Source organism: Pseudomonas paraeruginosa PA7 (assembly GCF_000017205.1).
Taxonomy (GTDB): domain Bacteria; phylum Pseudomonadota; class Gammaproteobacteria; order Pseudomonadales; family Pseudomonadaceae; genus Pseudomonas; species Pseudomonas paraeruginosa.
In genome coordinates this window covers 2317934-2334980 of record NC_009656.1, presented here as the reverse complement: position 1 = coordinate 2334980, position 17047 = coordinate 2317934, and the positions used below count along the sequence as shown (strand labels likewise).

Sequence of the window (17047 nt, the reverse complement as noted above, 5' to 3'; positions counted from 1 at the left end):
CGCGTTCCCGGGGAAAACAGCGATCCTACTGGCCTGGCGCCAGCGGGCAAGGCGCTTGCAATTTTTCCTCACGAAACTGTGAATCCGTGCCACCGGAAGTGGCCGGAGCGCCCATTACCAGCCTAGACGCTGGCGAGGACAGGCGGCCACCGGCGCTATCCGCCACGCCGGGGCCGACGGGAGATGCGGGGAGCGCCTCAGCCCAGCTCGGCGACGATCGCCGCCAGCGCCTTGGCCGGGTCGGCGGCCTGGCTGATCGGACGACCGATCACCAGGTAGTCGGAACCGGCGTCCAGGGCCTGGCGCGGGGTGAGGATGCGCCGCTGGTCGTCCTGGGCGCTGCCGGCCGGGCGGATGCCCGGGGTCACCAGTTGCAGGCGCGGATGGGCGCCCTTCAGCGCCGGCGCTTCCTGGGCCGAGCAGACCAGGCCGTCCATGCCGGCTTTCTCCGCCAGCGCGGCGAGCCGCAGCACCTGCTCCTGCGGCTCGATGTCGAGGCCGATGCCGGCCAGGTCCTCGCGCTCCATGCTGGTCAGCACGGTGACCCCGATCAGCAGCGGCTTCGGCCCGTTGAACGCCTCCAGCGTCTCGCGGCAGGCGGCCATCATGCGCAGGCCGCCGGAACAGTGCACGTTGACCATCCACACGCCCATCTCGGCGGCGGCCTTCACCGCCATCGCGGTGGTGTTCGGGATGTCATGGAATTTCAGGTCGAGGAATACCTCGAAGCCCTTGTCGCGCAGGATCTCGACGATGCCCGCGGCGCAGCTGGTGAAGAGTTCCTTGCCGACCTTCACCCGGCACAGTTTCGGATCCAGCTGATCGGCCAGCGCCAGGGCGGCCTCACGGGTGGGGAAATCCAGGGCGACGATGATGGGGGACTGGCAGGCGGACATGGGCTCTCTCGCGGCGAATCGAAAACGGCGCGCATTGTCGCAGAATCCGGGCGTTTGCCGTAGCCCGGATCGCGCCGCGGGGACGAACGTCGCCGGGACGCCTAGAGCCGCGCGCGGAGCAGCCGCTCCAGCCAGTCGACGAAGGCCTTGACCCGCCGCGACAGGTGCCGGCGGTGCGGATACAGGGCATAGACCGGCATCGCCTCGGCCCGCCATTGCGGCAGCACTTCGCGCAGTTCGCCGCGCTCGATGTGCTCGCGAACGTCGTAGGCGGGAATCTGGATCAGCCCGAGGCCGGACAGGCAACAGGCGATGTAGCTCTCCGCATTGTTCACCGTGACCCGGCTGCGCAGCACGCGGGTCACGCTGCGGCCGCCCTCGCGGTACTCCCAGGGCAGCACCCGGCCACTGGTGGGCGAGGCGTAGTTCACCGCCCAGTGCCCGTCGAGCTGCTCCGGCGCCTGCGGCACGCCATGTTGCGCCAGGTAGGCGGGACTGGCGCAGTTGATCAGCGCCATCTCGCCCAGGCGCCGCGCCACCAGGCTGCTGTTGCCCAGTTGGCCGACCCGCAGGGCGCAGTCGACGCCCTCCTGCACCAGGTCCACCGAGCGGTCGCTGGAGCCCAGCTCCAGCTCGATGTCCGGATGCTCGCGGAAGAACGCCGGCAACGCCGGTGCGATCAGCAGGCGCGCCACCCGGCTCGGCACGTCGACCTTGAGCCGGCCGCTGGCGCGGCTGCCGTCGCGAAACAGGCCTTCCAGCTCCTCCATGTCTTCCAGCAGATGGCGGCAGCGCTCCAGCACCGCGCTGCCGTCCTGGGTCAGCTGCACCTGGCGCGTGGTGCGGTGCAGCAGGCGGCTGCCGAGCTGTGCCTCGAGCTGCTGGACCGCCGCCGAGACCGTCGCACGCGGCATGTCCAGCAGGTCGGCGGCCTTGGTGAAACTGCCGGTTTCGGCGACGCGCAGGAACACCCGCATGCTGTCCAGACGATCCATGGGCGGGCCCTTCTCTCTATACGGGATGGCTGGACAGTCTATTCAGTCGGATCCGGTTTATCCAAGGAATCCTGACCAATAGCCTGGTAGCCCGCCTTGTCCCGGAGCCACCCATGCCCCACGCCCCGCTCGCCTCCGCTACGTCGGACACCAGCCCGTTATCGGAAGTCGCCGTTTTCTGGCGCGAGGCCGGCCCCAGCTTCTGGTTCGCCAAGGACCCTCGCTTCGACCGGCGCTTCCGCCTGCGCTTCGCCCAGGCCCATGAACTGGCCCACGCCGAGCGCCTGCGGCCGGGCCCCGCAGACGCCCAGGCACATCTTGGCCTGCTGGTCCTGCTCGACCAGTATCCGCGCAACGCCTTCCGCGGCACCCCGCGCATGTACGCCAGCGACGCCCTGGCCCGGCGCTGGGCGAACCGGGCGCTGGCAGCCGGCCTGGACCGGCAGGTCGAGGAAGCGTTGCGGCTGTTCTTCTACCTGCCGTTCGCCCACGCCGAGAACCTCGTCGACCAGGATCGCTCGGTGGCGCTGAATCGCGGCCTCGGCCAGCCGTACCTGGACCACGCCCGTGGGCACCGCGAGATCATCCGCCGCTTCGGCCGCTTCCCGCACCGCAACCCGCTCCTCGGCCGCCCGTCCAGCGCCGCGGAACTGGCCTTCCTCGCCGCTGGCGGCTTCGCCGGTTGAGCCGGCGGGATCAGCGGCCGCCCCCGTCCGCCGGCAGGCCGCGATCCAGCAGGCGTTCCAGCAGCCAGTTGGCCGCCGGACCCAACGGTCGCTGCCGCGACCAGACCACGTCCACCGCCTGGCTGCGCGGCCAGCCGGCCACCGGCAACTCCTGCAGCCGTCCGTTGGCATAGCCGCTGACCAGCCAGCGCGACAGCTCCGCCCAGCCGAAGCCGTGGGTGGCCATCTCCAGCAGCAGCAGATAGTTGGGCGCCGACCAGCAGCGCCCGCCGCTGGACGGCAGGCCGTCGTTGATCGCCGCGCCGGTCTCGCTATAGGTGTTCAGGCGCAGCAGGCGCCATTCGGAAAGATCGCGCTCGGTCACCCGGGAGAGCGTCGCCAGGGGATGGTCGACGGCGGCGAACAGGCCGAACTCGGCGCGCTCGGCCACCGCCGCCACGCCCAGTTCCGGCGGGTAGTGCGGCTGCGCCGCGAGCAGGCCAAGGGTGGCGCGGCCACGGCTGACCTGGGCGATCACGTCCTGGTCCTCGGCGATCAGGCATTCGAACTCCAGTTCCGGGTAGCGCGCGTCCAACTCGGCCAGGCGCGCCTCGTAGCGCGCCGAATGGTAGGTATCGGACAGCGCCAGGGTCACCCGTGGCTCCGAGCCGCCGGCGAGCAGCGCGGCAACCCGGCGCAGGCGGTCGGAGGCGCCGAGGACCTCCTCGACCCGTCCCAGCAGCGTGCGCCCGGCCTCGGTCAGACGCGGCTGGCGACCGCTGCGCTCGAACAGTTCCAGGCCGAGATCGATCTCCAGCCGGGCGATCGCCTCGCTGACCGTCGACTGGCTCTTGCCAAGCTTGCGCGCCGCCGCGCTGAAGGAGCCGAGGGAGACGGCCTGGACGAACGCCTCGAGTGATTCGGGAGAAAGGTGCATATCGGTTTTTCCGATGATATCCAACTTAACCCTATCCCAGACTCCGATGACAATACAGCCCGAACCGTAACGACGAACCCGGAGCGTTCGCCATGAGCCACACCCCCACCGCCCTGAACAAGACCCTCAAGGAGCGGATCTTCCATGCCCTGGCCTTCGAGGGCCTGGCCGTCCTGCTCACCGCGCCGGTGCTGTCGCTGGTGATGGACAAGCCGCTGGCGCACATGGGCGCGCTGACGCTGATGTTCTCCACCGTGGCGATGCTCTGGAACATGCTTTTCAACAGCCTGTTCGACCGCGCCCAGCGGCGCATGGGCTTCCAGCGCACCCTGCAGGTGCGGGCGCTGCACGCGGCGCTCTTCGAACTGGGCCTGATCGTGGTGCTGGTGCCGCTGGCCGCCTGGTGGCTGTCCATCGGACTGGTCGAGGCGTTCCTCCTCGACATGGGCCTGATCCTGTTCTTCCTGCCCTACACCATGGTCTTCAACTGGAGCTACGACGTGCTCCGCGCGCGCCTGGTGGAAAATCGCCAGGCCGGGGCCGCCGGCTGCGACGCCGGCTGACGCGGCCTCAGGCGCTCAGGCGCTCGCGCAGCCGGCCGAGCATGCCGAGCAGGCTACCGACCCGCTCCTTCTCGCGCTCGTCGCGCGGTACCTCGGCCTGCCGGTCGACTTCCGGCAGGCCCTGCCCGCGCCACAGCAGGGCCTGCTCGGCGGCGGCCTTCAGGCCTTTCTCGAACAGCCCGCGGCGGATCGGCTTGGGCAGGTAGCGGAAGATCTGCGCCTGGTTGATCAGGTTCAGTAGGGCCTGGGTATCGCGGAACGGCGTGACCACCAGGCTGAGCAGTCGCGGATGGGCCTGGGCCAGCGACTTGAGCAGCGGTGCGGTGTCCTCGCCGGCCAGCTTCAGGTCGCTGACCAGCACCTCCACCGGCTCGGTGTTCAGCCACACCAGCGCCTCGGCCAGGTTGCGCGCGCGCAGCAGGCGATGCCCGCCGGCATGGCAGAAGGCGCCGACGCAGGCCAGGGTCTCCGGATCCTCGTCGAGCAGCAGCACGCTCAGCGGCGCCGCCAGCGAGGCCACCGGCGCCGCCGGCGGGAGCGCCTGGCGGCTGGCGATCTCCGCCGCCTGGCGCAGGGTGAAGGCCATTTCCTGGGGATTCCAGGGCTTGGTCAGGTAGCGGAAGATGCCGCCGTCGTTGAGCGCGTCGACGGCAGCGTCGAGGTCGGAATAGCCGGTGAGAAGGATCCGCAGGGTATCCGGACAACGTTCCCGGGCCTGCGCCAGCAACTCGGCGCCACTCATCCGCGGCATGCGCTGGTCGCTGACCAGCACCTGTACCCGCTCGCTCTTCAGGCGTTCCAGCGCGCGCCAGGGGTCGCTCTCGGTCAGCACCTGGTAGTGGCGGCGGAACTGCATGGCCAGGCTACGCAGGATGCGCTCCTCATCATCGACGAAGAGGATGCGGACGGGGGATGGGCTCATGTCAGGCGCTCCGTTGCAGTTCGCGGGCCTGCTCTCGCGGCAGGCTGATGAGGAAGCGGGTGCCGCGGCCCGGTTCGGAAGCCACGCGGATGCTCCCGCCGTGCTGCTGGATGATCTTGTAGCTGATCGACAGGCCGAGCCCGGTACCCTGCCCCACCGGCTTGGTGGTGAAGAACGGGTCGAAGATCCGGGCCAGGACTTCGGCCGGCATGCCCTTGCCGTTGTCCTGCACGGAGAGGAACACCTGGCGCTCGTCGGCCCAGCTCTTCAGCAGGATCCGGCCGAAACGCTCCATGGCCTGGGCGGCATTGGTCAGCAGGTTCAGCAGGACCTGGTTGATCTGCGACGGCGCGCAGGCGATCCGCGGCAACTCGCCCAGCTGGCTGCTGACCTCGGCCCGCTCCCTGATGCTGGCGCGGGCGATCAGCAGGGCGTTGCGCACGCAATCGTTGAGGTCGACCTCCTCGCTGAAGGCACGGTCCAGGCGGGCGAAGTCCTTGAGCCCGGAGACCAGCTCGCCGATCTGGCCGAGACCGTAGCGGGTATCGGCGAACAGTTGCTGCAGGTCCTCGCGAACCTGCTCCACGGCTGCCTCGCGACGAGCCACGTCGGCCGCCTGCAGGGCCTGCGCCAGGCGCGTTTCGTCGCACTGCGGGTCGCCCAGGCAGTCGACCAGCGCCGCCTGGGCATCGGCCAGGCGCAGCAGCGGGTCGCTGAGTTCCTCCAGCAGCGCCAGGTTGTTGCCGACATAGCCGAGAGGCGTGTTCAACTCATGGGCGACCCCGGCCACCATCTGCCCGAGCGATGCCATCTTTTCCGACTGCACCAGTTGCGCCTGGGACTCCTTGAGGTCCACCAGCGCCTTGCGCAGCACCCGGTTGCGCTGGGCGATGCGCGCCTCCATGGCCTTCAGCAGGTCGAGCACGGTGCCCAGGCCACGGTAGCGGCTCTCCTCGTCGATCAGGGCGAAGTCCTCGGTGATCGGGTATTGCAGGCGCCCGGTGACCTGCTGCGCAGCCTCTTCCAGGCTGGCGCCGAGGAATACGCTGAGGGGCGCCCGGTTCATCACCTCGCGCACCGGATGGCGGCCCCAGAGGTCGCGGCCGAAGCGCTGCATGAAGATGTCCTGGAGGGTGTAGCGGCTGACCAGGCCGAGCACCCGGCGTTCGTCGTCGACCACCGGCAGCGACAGGAAGGCGCGGTGCTCCGGCATCAGCAGGCGATCGGCGACATCGCTGATGCTCATCGCCGGGGTCAGCGGTTCCACCGGGCGCAACAGACGGGACAACGCGCTCGGAGACATCGGCAACCTCTCGACGGCAAGCCCGGACGGGGCAATGAAGGGATGGCAGCCAGTTAAGCAATGTCAGATTGCCAATATGTGACAGGCATCACGGCGCCTGGCCGCCATCCGCAACTTCGAGCGGGCAACGACAGTCTCAAGCACAAGGCGTGCGACCGGGAGTTGCCTGACAGAACGGCAAACCCGGCGTATGGTGGACAGTCAAATCGATGAGGAAGACGCTATGCCCTGGTATGCCTGGTTGATCATCGTGCTCGCCCTGGGCTCCATCGTCGGCGGGCTCCTGCTGCTGCGCGACTCGGCGAAGAAGTTGCCGCTGAGCGAGGAACAGCTCAAGCGCATCCACGAACGCAACGCCGAGCTGGACGCGCAGGAAGCGAAGGATCGCTGAACCCGTCGGCTCCGGACGGGTCATTAGCTCCAGGTCCGGGGCCGTTCCCCGTTTTTTCTGGCAGAAGGTCCGTTCCTTGCGCTTTTCCCAACCGCGGGTCGAAATGCCTTTAGAATCCCTCCTTTAAACGGGAGGTTGCATGCTTGGGCGTCTGATACCGCTTCTACCCATTCTCTTTCTGCTCGGTGGATTCTTCACCGGGCATATCGCGCTGCTGACGGCGATCATCGTCCTGCTCTACATCCGCTGGGTGACCTATGCCGAGCGCTGGTTGCCGACACTGCTGTGGTGGCCGGTCAGCCTTGCCGCCAGCGCCCTCATCGCGATCCACTACCTGCCCGGCTTCATTCCCCTGCGCCTGTTCCCCTGGGACCTGGCCAGCGCCAGCCCGCCGATCCAGATGATCTGGCTGCCCTGGGACAAGGCCCTGGTCGCGCTGACCCTGCTCGCCTGGTGGCTGCGCCGGCCGAAGCAACCGCTGGTGTCGCTGGACATCACTGCGCTGGCGTTCTGCCTGACCTTCTTCGTGGTGCCGCTGCTGTCGATCATGACCAACGCCGCGAGCTGGCAGCCGAAGTGGCCGGAGGCCTTCTGGTGGTGGCTGGTGCTGAACGTCGGAGTGGTCTCGCTGGCCGAGGAGGCCTTCTTCCGCGGCCTGCTGCAAAGCCAGCTGATCCGCTGGTTCGGCGCCTGGCCGGGGATCATCGTCGCGACCCTCGCCTACGCGGCGCTGCACCTGCTGGTCAACCCGGTGTACGCGCTGCTGGCCGGGATCGCCGGGCTGGGCTACGGCATGGTCCTGCACTTCAGCGGGCGGCTGTCCCTGGCGGTGCTGCTGCACGCCTCGATCAACACCCTGCACTTCCTCCTGCTGAGCTACCCGTTCCGCCTGATCTCCGAGTGATCAGGCGTCCTTGAGCACCAGCGCCAGGGCCTCCTCGGCAAGCTGGTCGAGCGTCATCGGGCCTTCCGGTCGGAACCAGGTGGTGGTCCAGGACAGCGCCCCGGTGAGGAAACGCCGCAGGATGAACGGATCGCCCTGGCAGTAGCCGGCCAGGCGCGCCTCCCCCAGCACCTCCAGCCACATCTGCTCGTAGATGTCGCGCAGGCCGAGGATGTACTCCTGGCCCTCGGCGGACAGCGAGCGCCACTCGTAGACCAGCACCGCCATCGCCTCGCCGGTGCCGCCCATGATCGATTGCAGCTCGCAGCGGATCAGTCCCAGCACGCGCTCGCGCAGGTCCTGCGCGTCAGCCAGGGCGGCGCGCATCAGCGCGGTGTTGTAGAGGATGGTTTCCTCCATCACCGAGCGGAGGATCTCGTCCTTGCTCTTGAAGTGATGGAAGATGCTGCCCGACTGGATACCCACCGCGCTGGCCAGGTCGCGCACCGTGGTGCGCTCGTAGCCCTTGCTGCGGAACAGGTGGGCGGCGGTCTGCAACAGCTTGCCGCGGGCGCTTTCCGGGTCGGTGAGCTGTCCGCTGGCCACCAGTTCGAGCATCACTTCCCGGGCTTTCTGATCATCCAACGCGAATTCCCCTTTTTCCGGATCGTCGGCGGCTCGGTGCCGCTCGTCCGCGCGCCCGACCGCTCCGTATGCGCCGACCGGCCTTACGACGTTCCCGCAAGTGCTTGTCAGCATTCATGAAATGTATGCCTGGGAAGACGACCGAGCAAGCGCTTGGGTAACACCTGTGACTGGATTTGTTTCCAGCCTCTTCTCAACCAAGCGCTTGCTTGGTAATGTCGCTCCACACTTTCGCCGTCACGGGTCAAGAACAATGCAAAAGACCGTACGCATCGGCTGCGCCTCGGCCTTCTGGGGCGACACCTGTACCGCCGCCGCCCAACTGGTGCGCGGCGCGCCGCTGGACTACCTGGTGTTCGACTACCTGGCCGAGATCACCCTGTCGATCATGGCAGGGGCCCGCCTGAAACAGCCGGACGCCGGCTACGCCACCGACTTCGTCGAGGTCCTCGCGCCGCTGCTCGCAGAGATCGCCGGGAAGAACATCCGGGTGATCAGCAACGCCGGCGGAGTCAATCCACAGGCCTGCGCAGCCGCCCTCGCCGCGGCCTGCGAAAAGACCGGGGTGCGGCTGAAGATCGCCGTGCTGCACGGCGACAACCTGCAACCACGCCAGGCCGAGCTGGCCAAGGCTGGCATCCGCGAGATGTTCAGCGACGCGCCGTTGCCGCCGATGTGCGTCTCGATCAACGCCTACCTCGGCGCGCCGGGCATCGTCGAGGCCCTGCGCCTGGGCGCGGATATCGTGATCACCGGCCGGGTGGTCGACAGCGCGGTGGTCAGCGCCGCCCTGGTCCATGAGTTCGGCTGGGCCTGGGACGACTATGACCGCCTGGCCCAGGCCGCCCTCGCCGGGCACATCGTCGAATGCGGCGCACAATGCACCGGCGGCAACTTCACCGACTGGGAGCAGGTGCCGGACTACGAGCACATCGGCTTCCCCATCGTCGAGGTCGAGGCCGACGGGCGTTTCGTGGTGACCAAGGCGCCGGGCACCGGCGGCCTGGTCAGCGAACTGAGCGTCGGCGAACAGATGCTCTACGAGATCGGCGATCCACGCGCCTACCTGCTGCCCGACGTGGTCTGCGACTTCACCGAGGTGCGCCTGCGCCAGGCCGGTCCCGACCGGGTCGCGGTGGAGGGTGCGCGCGGCCTGCCGCCCACTGACCGGTACAAGGTCAGCGCCACCTATCCGGACGGTTTCCGCTGCACCGCCAGTTGCCTGATCGCCGGCATCGACGCGGTGAAGAAGGCCGAGCGGGTCAGCCGGGCGATCATCGCCAGGACCGAGGAACTCTTCGCCGCACGCGGCTGGGAACCCTACCGCGAGGTCAGCATCGAGCTGCTCGGCAGCGAAGCCACCTACGGCCCCCACGGGCGGCGCCAGGACAGCCGCGAAGTGGTGGTCAAGCTGGCCGCGCGGCATCCGCGCAAGGAGGCCCTGGTGCTGTTTTCCCGCGAGATCGCCCAGGCCGCCACCGGGATGGCGCCGGGCCTGACCGGAATCGTCGGCGGCCGGCCGACGGTGTATCCGGTGATCCGCCTGTTCTCCTTCCTGATCGACAAGGCGCAATGTGCGTTGAGCGTGGAGATCGACGGCCGGCGCCATCCGCTGGAACTGCCGCGCCTCGAAGCCTTCGACCCGGCGCGATTGGCCGAGGCGCGCCAGCCACCGCGCCCGGAGCAGCCCGCCAGCGCCAGCGTGGCGCTGGTGAAGCTGGCGGTGGCCCGCTCCGGCGACAAGGGCAACCACAGCAACATCGGGGTCATGGCGCGGCGCCCGGAGTACCTGCCGTGGATCGCCGAGGCGCTGGAGGAAGGCGCGGTGGTGGACTGGATGCAGCACGTGCTCGACCCGCAGACCGGCCGGGTCGGCCGCTGGTACCTGCCGGGCAGCCACAGCCTGAACTTCCTGCTGGAGAATGCCCTCGGCGGCGGCGGCGTCGCCAGCCTGCGCATCGACCCGCAGGGCAAGGCCTTCGCCCAGCAGTTGCTGGAGTTCCCGGTGGCGGTGCCGCAGGCGCTCGCCGACGCGCTGGAGACGCAGGGCAGGTAACGACAATCATGAACGGCGAATGCGGCGTGCCGCCGCATCCACCCACAGGATTCATCGGAGTCACCAGAACAATGAGCTACGACTCGATCTTCCGACCTGGCCTGTTCGACGGCCAGACCATCATCGTCACCGGCGGCGGCAGCGGCATCGGCCGCTGCACCGCCCATGAGCTGGCGGCCCTCGGCGCCCACGTGGTGCTGGTCGGACGCAAGGCGGAAAAGCTGGAGAAGACCGCCGGCGAGATCGTCGAGGACGGCGGCAGCGTCAGCTGGCACGCCTGCGACATCCGCGAGGAGGACGCGGTGAAAGGCCTGGTGGCGAACATCCTGGCCGAACGCGGGAGCATCCACCACCTGGTCAACAACGCCGGCGGCCAGTATCCCTCGCCCCTCGCCTCGATCAGCCAGAAGGGCTTCGAGACCGTGGTCCGCACCAACCTGGTCGGCGGCTTCCTGGTCGCCCGCGAAGTGTTCAACCAGTCGATGAGCAAGACCGGCGGCAGCATCGTCAACATGCTCGCCGACATGTGGGGCGGCATGCCCGGCATGGGCCACTCCGGCGCCGCGCGCTCCGGCATGGAGAACTTCACCAGGACCGCCGCCGTCGAGTGGGGCCATGCCGGCGTGCGGGTCAACGCGGTGGCGCCGGGCTGGATCGCCTCCAGCGGCATGGATACCTACGAAGGCGCGTTCAAGGCGGTGATCCCGACCCTGCGCGAGCACGTACCGCTCAAGCGCATCGGCAGCGAGTCGGAAGTCGCCGCCGCCATCGTCTTCCTGCTCTCCCCCGGCGCGGCCTTCATCAGCGGCAATACGATCCGCATCGACGGCGCCGCCAGCCAGGGCAGCCGCGCCTTCCCGCTGGTCAAGGGCAAGCCGGGACAGAGCCGCGCCTACAACGGCTTCCACCGCGCCTACCTGCCCGACGTGCTGAAGGACCAGGAGGACTGACATGCCCGCGATCCAGTCGCAACTCGACGTCAACGGCGAGGACTTCGCCCGCAATCGCCAGGCCATGCTCGCCGCCGTGGCCGGCTTCCGCGAGCTGGAGCGGAAGGTCCTGGACAAGGCCGCCGAGGCCCGGCCGAAGTTCGAGAAACGCGGCCAGCTGCTGCCGCGCGAACGCCTGGCGCTGCTGCTCGACCCTGGCGCGCCGTTCCTCGAACTGTCCTCGCTGGCCGGCTACAGGCTGCACGACGACAAGGATGGCACCCAGGCCGGTGGCGGGATCATCGCCGGGATCGGCTACATCGCCGGGGTGCGCTGCCTGGTCAGTGCCAGCAACAGCGCGATCAAGGGCGGCACCATCTCCCCGACCGGGCTGAAGAAGACCCTGCGCCTGCAGCAGATCGCCATGGAGAACAAGCTGCCGGTGGTGGCCCTCACCGAAAGCGGCGGCGCCAACCTCAACTACGCGGCGGAGATCTTCGTCGAAGGCGCGCGTGGCTTCGCCAACCAGGCGCGGCTCTCGGCCATGGGCATTCCCCAGGTCACCGTGGTGCACGGTTCCAGCACCGCCGGCGGCGCCTACCAGCCGGGGCTTTCCGACTACGTGGTGGTGGTGCGCGGCAAGGCCAAGATGTTCCTCGCCGGGCCACCGCTGCTCAAGGCCGCCACCGGCGAGATCGCCAGCGACGAGGAACTCGGCGGCGCCGAACTGCATGCCCAGGTCGCCGGCACCGCCGAGTACCTGGCGGAAAACGACGCCGACGGCGTGCGCCTGGCCCGCGAGATCATCGGCATGCTGCCATGGAACGCGCAACTGCCTGCGCGCCCGGCGCCCGCCTGGCGCGAACCGCTGTACCCGGTGGAGGAGCTGCTCGGGGTGGTCCCGGCCGACCCGAAGAAGCCCTACGACGTCCGCGAGATCGTCGCGCGCATCGCCGACGGCTCCGAGTTCCTCGACTTCAAGCACGAGTTCGACGGCCAGACCGTCTGCGGCCATCTGCGCATCGAGGGCCACGCCTGCGGCCTGATCGGCAACAACGGACCGATCACCCCGCAGGGCGCGGCCAAGGCGGCGCAGTTCATCCAGCTCTGCGAACAGAGCAACACGCCGCTGCTGTTCCTGCACAACACCACCGGCTTCATGGTCGGCACCGAGTCGGAGCGCCAGGGTGTGATCAAGCACGGCTCGAAGATGATCCAGGCGGTGGCCAACGCCCGCGTGCCCAAGCTGACCCTGGTGGTCGGCGGCTCCTACGGCGCCGGCAATTACGCGATGTGCGGCCGCGGCCTCGACCCGCGCTTCATCTTCGCCTGGCCGAACAGCCGCACCGCGGTGATGGGCGGCGCCCAGGCCGGCAAGGTGCTGCGCATCGTCACCGAGGAGAAGCACGCCAAGGAAGGCAAGGAAGCCGATCCGAAGATGCTCGACATGCTGGAAACCGTCACCGCGCAGAAGCTCGACAGCCAGTCCACCGCGCTGTACGGCACCGCCAGCCTGTGGGACGACGGCCTGGTCGACCCGCGCGACAGCCGCAGGCTGCTCGGCTACCTGCTGGATATCTGCGCGGAAGCCGAGGCGCGGCCGCTGAAGGGCAACAGCTTCGGCGTCGCGAGGTTCTGACTGAAACAACGGAGCCGGGGCGACAGCCCCTCTGCCCCTCCCCCCTGAAGAGAGGGAGCCAAACAGACCCGGTATGAAACGAACCGCCCAGCCACTCCGGAACACCCCCTCTCACTCCACGGAGAGGGTTGGGGAGAGGGCCGGAGGTCGAATCAAGACAAGGCCCAGGAGGAAAGACAACCCATGATCTTCACCCAGGAACACGAAGAACTCCGCCGCACCGTCCGCAGCTTCGTCGAGCGGGAAATCAACCCCCACGTCGACCAGTGGGAAAAGGATGGCCGCTTCCCGATCCACGACATCTTCCGCAAGGCCGGCGAACTCGGCCTGCTGGGCATCTCCAAGCCGGAGAAGTTCGGCGGCATGGGCCTGGACTACAGCTACTCGATCGTCGCCGCCGAGGAGTTCGGCGGCATCACCTGCGGCGGCATCCCGATGGCCATCGGCGTGCAGACCGACATGTGCACCCCGGCCCTGGCCCGCTTCGGTTCCGACGAGTTGCGCGAGGAATTCCTCCGCCCGGCCATCGCCGGCGAGATGGTCGGCTGCATCGGCGTCTCCGAGGTCGGCGCCGGCTCCGACGTCGCCGGCCTGAAGACCACCGCGCGCAAGGATGGCGACGACTATGTGATCAACGGCAGCAAGATGTGGATCACCAACTCGCCGTCGGCCGACTTCATGTGCCTGCTGGCCAATACCTCCGACGACAAGCCGCACGTCAACAAGTCGTTGATCATCGTGCCGATGAACACCCCGGGCATCACCCTCAGCCCGCACCTGGACAAGCTCGGCATGCGCAGTTCGGAGACCGCCCAGGTGTTCTTCGATAACGTCCGCGTGCCGCAGCGCAACCGCATCGGCGCGGAAGGCGCCGGCTTCATGATGCAGATGCTGCAGTTCCAGGAAGAACGGCTGTTCGGCGCGGCCAACATGATCAAGGGCCTGGAGCACTGCATCGACGTCACCATCGAATACTGCAAGGAGCGCAGGACCTTCGGCCAGCCGCTGATCGACAACCAGGTCATCCACTTCCGCATGGCCGAGATGATGACCGAGGTCGAGGCGCTGCGCGCCCTGGTCTACCAGGCCACCGAGCTGTACGTGAAAGGCAGGGACGTGACCCGCCTGGCTTCGATGGCCAAGCTCAAGGCCGGCCGCCTCGGCCGCGAGGTCAGCGACGCCTGCCTGCAGTACTGGGGCGGCATGGGCTTCATGTGGGACAACCCGGTCTCCCGCGCCTATCGCGACACCCGCCTGGTGTCCATCGGCGGCGGTGCCGACGAGATCATGCTCGGCATCATCTGCAAGCTGATGGGCATTCTGCCGGGCAAGAAGAAAGGCTGACGTTCCAGGAGGAAACCGGCATGAGCCTGCCGCATTGCGAGACCCTGCTGCTGGAACCCGTCGAGGGCGTCCTGCGGATCACCCTGAACCGCCCGCAAAGCCGCAACGCCATGAGCCTGGCGATGGTCGGCGAACTGCGCGCGGTGCTCGCCGCCGTGCGCGACGACCGTAGTGTGCGAGCGCTGGTGCTGCGCGGCGCCGGCGGGCACTTCTGCGCCGGCGGCGACATCAAGGACATGGCCGGCGCCCGCGCCGCCGGGGCGGAAGCCTATCGCACGCTGAACCGCGCCTTCGGCAGCCTGCTGGAGGAAGCCCAGGCCGCGCCGCAACTGCTGGTGGCGCTGGTGGAAGGCGCGGTGCTCGGCGGCGGTTTCGGCCTGGCCTGCGTGTCGGACGTGGCGATCGCCGCCGCCGATGCGCAGTTCGGCCTGCCGGAAACCAGCCTCGGCATTCTCCCGGCGCAGATCGCGCCTTTCGTGGTCCGCCGCATCGGCCTGACCCAGGCACGCCGCCTGGCCCTCACCGCCGCCCGCTTCGACGGCCGCGAGGCGCTGCGCCTGGGCCTGGTGCATTTCTGCGAGGCCGACGCCGATGCCCTCGAACAGCGCCTGGAGGAAACCCTCGAGCAACTGCGCCGCTGCGCGCCGAACGCCAACGCCGCCACCAAGGCCCTGCTGCTGGCCAGCGAAAGCGGCGAACTCGGCGCCCTGCTGGACGATGCGGCGCGCCAGTTCGCCGAAGCGGTGGGCGGCGCCGAAGGCAGCGAAGGCACCCTGGCCTTCGTACAGAAACGCAAGCCGGTCTGGGCCCAGTGAGCCACGACCGCGAAACAGGGCAACAGCCTCCAGGAGCCGAACGTCATGCCTAGCTTCAACAAGATCCTCGTCGCCAACCGCGGTGAAATCGCCTGCCGGGTGCTGCGCACCGCCCATGAACTGGGCTACCGCAGCGTCGCCGTGTACAGCGAGGCGGACGCCGACGCCCGCCATGTGCAACTGGCCGACGAGGCCGTGTGCATCGGCCCGGCACCGGTGGCGCAATCCTACCTGGACCTCGAGGCGATCCTCGACGCCGCCCGTCGCAGCGGCGCCGAGGCGATCCACCCCGGCTACGGCTTCCTCTCCGAGAACGCCGAGTTCGCCCGTGCCTGCGAAGCCGCCGGGATCGTCTTCATCGGCCCGGATGCGGAAGCCATCCACCTGATGGGCAGCAAGCGCCTGTCGAAGATCGCCATGCTCGCCGCCGGGGTGCCGTGCATCCCCGGCTACGAAGGCGCCGAACAGGACGACGCGACCCTGCGGCGTGAGGCCGAACGCATCGGCTACCCGCTGATGATCAAGGCCAGCGCCGGCGGCGGCGGCCGCGGCATGCGCCTGGTGGAGGAACCCGACCAACTGCTGGACCAGTTGCGCACCGCGCGCTCGGAAGCGCTGGGCGCCTTCGGCAGCGCCGAACTGATCCTGGAGAAAGCCGTGCTGCGCCCGCGCCACGTGGAGATCCAGGTGTTCGGCGACCGCCACGGCAACCTGCTCTACCTCGGCGAACGCGACTGCTCGGTGCAGCGCCGCCACCAGAAGGTCATCGAGGAAGCCCCCTGCCCGGTGCTCGATGCCGACCTGCGTCGCGCCATGGGCGAGGCGGCGGTGAAGGCCGCGGCCTCGGTCAACTACGTGGGCGCCGGCACCGTCGAGTTTCTTCTCGCCGAGGATGGCCGCTTCTACTTCCTGGAGATGAATACCCGCCTGCAGGTCGAACACCCGGTCACCGAACTGGTCACCGGCCAGGACCTGGTGGCCTGGCAGATCCGCGTCGCCGAGGGCCATCCGCTGCCGCTGCGGCAGGAGCAGGTGGAACTGCGCGGGCATGCCATCGAGGTCCGCCTCTACGCCGAGGACGCCGGTCGCGGCTTCCTGCCGCAGACCGGCACGGTGCTGCGCTGGGACCCGGAACTGCTGCCCGGCGTACGCATCGACCATGGCTTGGTCGAGGGGCAGGCGGTGACGCCCTTCTACGACCCGATGCTGGCCAAGCTGATCGCCTACGGGGCGACCCGCGACGAAGCCCGGCGCAAGCTGATCCGCGCGCTGGAGCGCTGCGTGCTGCTGGGGGTCGACGGCAACCAGCGGTTCCTCGCCAACCTCCTGGCGCATCCGGACTTCGCCGCCGGCGAGGCGACCACCGCCTTCATCGGCGAACGCTTCGCCGAAGACCCCAGCCTGCAACCGCACCAGCCGGGCGCCGAGGAACTGGCCCTGGCCGCCGCCCTGCTCTACCAGGCCGGCGCCGAGGCCAGTGCGCACCAGCCCGGCCTGGCCGGCTGGCGCAGCGCCGCCGGGGCGCCGTGGAAGATCGCCCTGAAGCATGCCGAGCAACGCCTGGAGATCGACCTGGAAGTCCTCGAAAGCGGTCGCCGGCCGCGACTGCTGGCACGCCTGGAACGACGCGAGATCGCCGTGCGCCTGCTCGACTGCGACGGGCGCTGGGCCAGCGCTGAACTCGACGGCATTCGCCGCCGCCACGCCTACCACCTGGACGGCGGGCGCCTCTGGCTGTACGGGAACGGCGGCAACCTCGAACTGCTCGATGTCACCCACGCCGGCGCCAACGCCCAGGCCGGCGCCAGCTCCGGCACGGTCAAGGCGCCGATGGACGGCGCCATCGTCGAGGTACTGGTCGGCGAAGGCGAACGGGTCGGCAAGGGCCAACTGCTGCTGGTACTGGAGGCAATGAAGATGGAACACCCGCTGAAGGCCGGGGTCGACGGCGTGGTCCGCCGCGTCCAGGTCGGCCGTGGCGAGCAGGTGCGCAACCGGCAGGTGCTGGTCGAGGTGGAAGCCGACGCCTGAGACAACCCGCCGCTCATCCGCAACGACGACGAC

General features: G+C 68.9%; 16 protein-coding genes. 10 read left to right on the top strand and 6 right to left on the bottom strand.

Annotated features, from left to right (window positions below; genetic code table 11):
- Positions 1 to 197: 197 nt before the first annotated feature.
- Positions 198 to 896, bottom strand: coding sequence for an orotidine-5'-phosphate decarboxylase (gene pyrF / locus PSPA7_RS10905; protein ID WP_012075238.1), 699 nt, complete (start codon positions 894 to 896; stop codon positions 198 to 200).
- A 101-nt stretch (positions 897 to 997) separates the two neighbouring features.
- The gene (locus PSPA7_RS10900; RefSeq protein WP_012075237.1) at positions 998 to 1891 is read right to left on the bottom strand and encodes a LysR family transcriptional regulator; all 894 of its coding nucleotides are present in this window, start codon (positions 1889 to 1891) and stop codon (positions 998 to 1000) included.
- 113 nt (positions 1892 to 2004) lie between these two features.
- Between PSPA7_RS10900 and PSPA7_RS10895 the strand changes: the two genes are divergently transcribed.
- Positions 2005 to 2577, top strand: a complete 573-nt coding sequence (locus PSPA7_RS10895) for a DUF924 family protein (RefSeq protein WP_012075236.1) — start codon at positions 2005 to 2007, stop codon at positions 2575 to 2577.
- A 10-nt stretch (positions 2578 to 2587) separates the two neighbouring features.
- Here PSPA7_RS10895 and PSPA7_RS10890 read toward each other — a convergent pair whose 3' ends face one another.
- On the bottom strand, positions 2588 to 3493 hold the full coding sequence (locus tag PSPA7_RS10890) for a LysR family transcriptional regulator (RefSeq protein ID WP_012075235.1): 906 nt from the start codon (positions 3491 to 3493) through the stop codon (positions 2588 to 2590).
- A gap of 92 nt (positions 3494 to 3585) precedes the next feature.
- Between PSPA7_RS10890 and PSPA7_RS10885 the strand changes: the two genes are divergently transcribed.
- Entirely contained in the window at positions 3586 to 4056 is a 471-nt protein-coding gene (locus PSPA7_RS10885) for a multidrug/biocide efflux PACE transporter (RefSeq protein WP_012075234.1), read from the top strand.
- A gap of 7 nt (positions 4057 to 4063) precedes the next feature.
- Here the strand turns inward: PSPA7_RS10885 and PSPA7_RS10880 are convergent, their stop codons facing one another.
- Positions 4064 to 4978: a response regulator gene (locus PSPA7_RS10880; RefSeq protein ID WP_012075233.1), complete on the bottom strand. Its 915-nt coding sequence runs from the start codon at positions 4976 to 4978 to the stop codon at positions 4064 to 4066.
- A 1-nt stretch (position 4979) separates the two neighbouring features.
- Positions 4980 to 6281, bottom strand: a complete 1302-nt coding sequence (locus tag PSPA7_RS10875; protein ID WP_012075232.1) for a sensor histidine kinase — start codon at positions 6279 to 6281, stop codon at positions 4980 to 4982.
- Between the two features lie 223 nt (positions 6282 to 6504).
- Here PSPA7_RS10875 and PSPA7_RS10870 point away from each other — a divergent pair, with 223 nt between their 5' ends.
- Together PSPA7_RS10870 and PSPA7_RS10865 are read left to right on the top strand one after the other, a co-directional pair.
- A complete protein-coding gene (locus PSPA7_RS10870) occupies positions 6505 to 6672 on the top strand; it encodes a DUF2897 family protein (protein ID WP_003090984.1) in 168 nt (55 codons plus the stop codon).
- 139 nt (positions 6673 to 6811) lie between these two features.
- On the top strand, positions 6812 to 7576 hold the full coding sequence (locus PSPA7_RS10865; protein WP_012075231.1) for a CPBP family intramembrane glutamic endopeptidase: 765 nt from the start codon (positions 6812 to 6814) through the stop codon (positions 7574 to 7576).
- On the opposite strand, the gene atuR is transcribed toward PSPA7_RS10865, so the two are convergent.
- Positions 7577 to 8200: an atu genes transcriptional repressor AtuR gene (gene atuR / locus PSPA7_RS10860; RefSeq protein WP_003154334.1), complete on the bottom strand. Its 624-nt coding sequence runs from the start codon at positions 8198 to 8200 to the stop codon at positions 7577 to 7579.
- 253 nt (positions 8201 to 8453) lie between these two features.
- Here atuR and PSPA7_RS10855 point away from each other — a divergent pair, with 253 nt between their 5' ends.
- The 6 genes from PSPA7_RS10855 to atuF all read left to right on the top strand — a co-directional run bounded on the left by PSPA7_RS10855 (position 8454) and on the right by atuF (position 17014).
- On the top strand, positions 8454 to 10256 hold the full coding sequence (locus tag PSPA7_RS10855; RefSeq protein ID WP_012075230.1) for an acyclic terpene utilization AtuA family protein: 1803 nt from the start codon (positions 8454 to 8456) through the stop codon (positions 10254 to 10256).
- Positions 10257 to 10327: 71 nt separating this feature from the next.
- On the top strand, positions 10328 to 11206 hold the full coding sequence (locus PSPA7_RS10850; protein WP_012075229.1) for an SDR family oxidoreductase: 879 nt from the start codon (positions 10328 to 10330) through the stop codon (positions 11204 to 11206).
- Between the two features lies 1 nt (position 11207).
- Complete coding sequence (gene atuC, locus PSPA7_RS10845) at positions 11208 to 12824, top strand: geranyl-CoA carboxylase subunit beta (RefSeq protein WP_012075228.1); 1617 nt, start codon at positions 11208 to 11210, stop codon at positions 12822 to 12824.
- A gap of 183 nt (positions 12825 to 13007) precedes the next feature.
- Positions 13008 to 14168: a citronellyl-CoA dehydrogenase gene (gene atuD, locus PSPA7_RS10840; protein ID WP_012075227.1), complete on the top strand. Its 1161-nt coding sequence runs from the start codon at positions 13008 to 13010 to the stop codon at positions 14166 to 14168.
- A 20-nt stretch (positions 14169 to 14188) separates the two neighbouring features.
- The gene (atuE, locus tag PSPA7_RS10835; protein WP_003119850.1) at positions 14189 to 14983 is read left to right on the top strand and encodes an isohexenylglutaconyl-CoA hydratase; all 795 of its coding nucleotides are present in this window, start codon (positions 14189 to 14191) and stop codon (positions 14981 to 14983) included.
- 45 nt (positions 14984 to 15028) lie between these two features.
- On the top strand, positions 15029 to 17014 hold the full coding sequence (gene atuF / locus PSPA7_RS10830) for a geranyl-CoA carboxylase subunit apha (protein WP_012075226.1): 1986 nt from the start codon (positions 15029 to 15031) through the stop codon (positions 17012 to 17014).
- The last annotated feature ends 33 nt before the right edge of the window (positions 17015 to 17047 follow it).

What these genes read in the sequence shown, in the direction of transcription:
- PSPA7_RS10895 (WP_012075236.1), top strand. Translation starts at nt 2,005, where the DNA reads ATGCCCCACGCCCCGCTCGCCTCCGCTACGTCGGACACCAGCCCGTTA.
- atuD (WP_012075227.1), top strand. Translation starts at nt 13,008, where the DNA reads ATGATCTTCACCCAGGAACACGAAGAACTCCGCCGCACCGTCCGCAGC.
- PSPA7_RS10890 (WP_012075235.1), bottom strand. Translation starts at nt 3,493, where the DNA reads ATGCACCTTTCTCCCGAATCACTCGAGGCGTTCGTCCAGGCCGTCTCC.
- atuE (WP_003119850.1), top strand. Translation starts at nt 14,189, where the DNA reads ATGAGCCTGCCGCATTGCGAGACCCTGCTGCTGGAACCCGTCGAGGGC.
- PSPA7_RS10900 (WP_012075237.1), bottom strand. Translation starts at nt 1,891, where the DNA reads ATGGATCGTCTGGACAGCATGCGGGTGTTCCTGCGCGTCGCCGAAACC.
- PSPA7_RS10855 (WP_012075230.1), top strand. Translation starts at nt 8,454, where the DNA reads ATGCAAAAGACCGTACGCATCGGCTGCGCCTCGGCCTTCTGGGGCGAC.
- PSPA7_RS10875 (WP_012075232.1), bottom strand. Translation starts at nt 6,281, where the DNA reads ATGTCTCCGAGCGCGTTGTCCCGTCTGTTGCGCCCGGTGGAACCGCTG.
- PSPA7_RS10850 (WP_012075229.1), top strand. Translation starts at nt 10,328, where the DNA reads ATGAGCTACGACTCGATCTTCCGACCTGGCCTGTTCGACGGCCAGACC.
- atuC (WP_012075228.1), top strand. Translation starts at nt 11,208, where the DNA reads ATGCCCGCGATCCAGTCGCAACTCGACGTCAACGGCGAGGACTTCGCC.
- PSPA7_RS10880 (WP_012075233.1), bottom strand. Translation starts at nt 4,978, where the DNA reads ATGAGCCCATCCCCCGTCCGCATCCTCTTCGTCGATGATGAGGAGCGC.
- atuF (WP_012075226.1), top strand. Translation starts at nt 15,029, where the DNA reads ATGCCTAGCTTCAACAAGATCCTCGTCGCCAACCGCGGTGAAATCGCC.
- PSPA7_RS10870 (WP_003090984.1), top strand. Translation starts at nt 6,505, where the DNA reads ATGCCCTGGTATGCCTGGTTGATCATCGTGCTCGCCCTGGGCTCCATC.
- PSPA7_RS10865 (WP_012075231.1), top strand. Translation starts at nt 6,812, where the DNA reads ATGCTTGGGCGTCTGATACCGCTTCTACCCATTCTCTTTCTGCTCGGT.
- PSPA7_RS10885 (WP_012075234.1), top strand. Translation starts at nt 3,586, where the DNA reads ATGAGCCACACCCCCACCGCCCTGAACAAGACCCTCAAGGAGCGGATC.
- pyrF (WP_012075238.1), bottom strand. Translation starts at nt 896, where the DNA reads ATGTCCGCCTGCCAGTCCCCCATCATCGTCGCCCTGGATTTCCCCACC.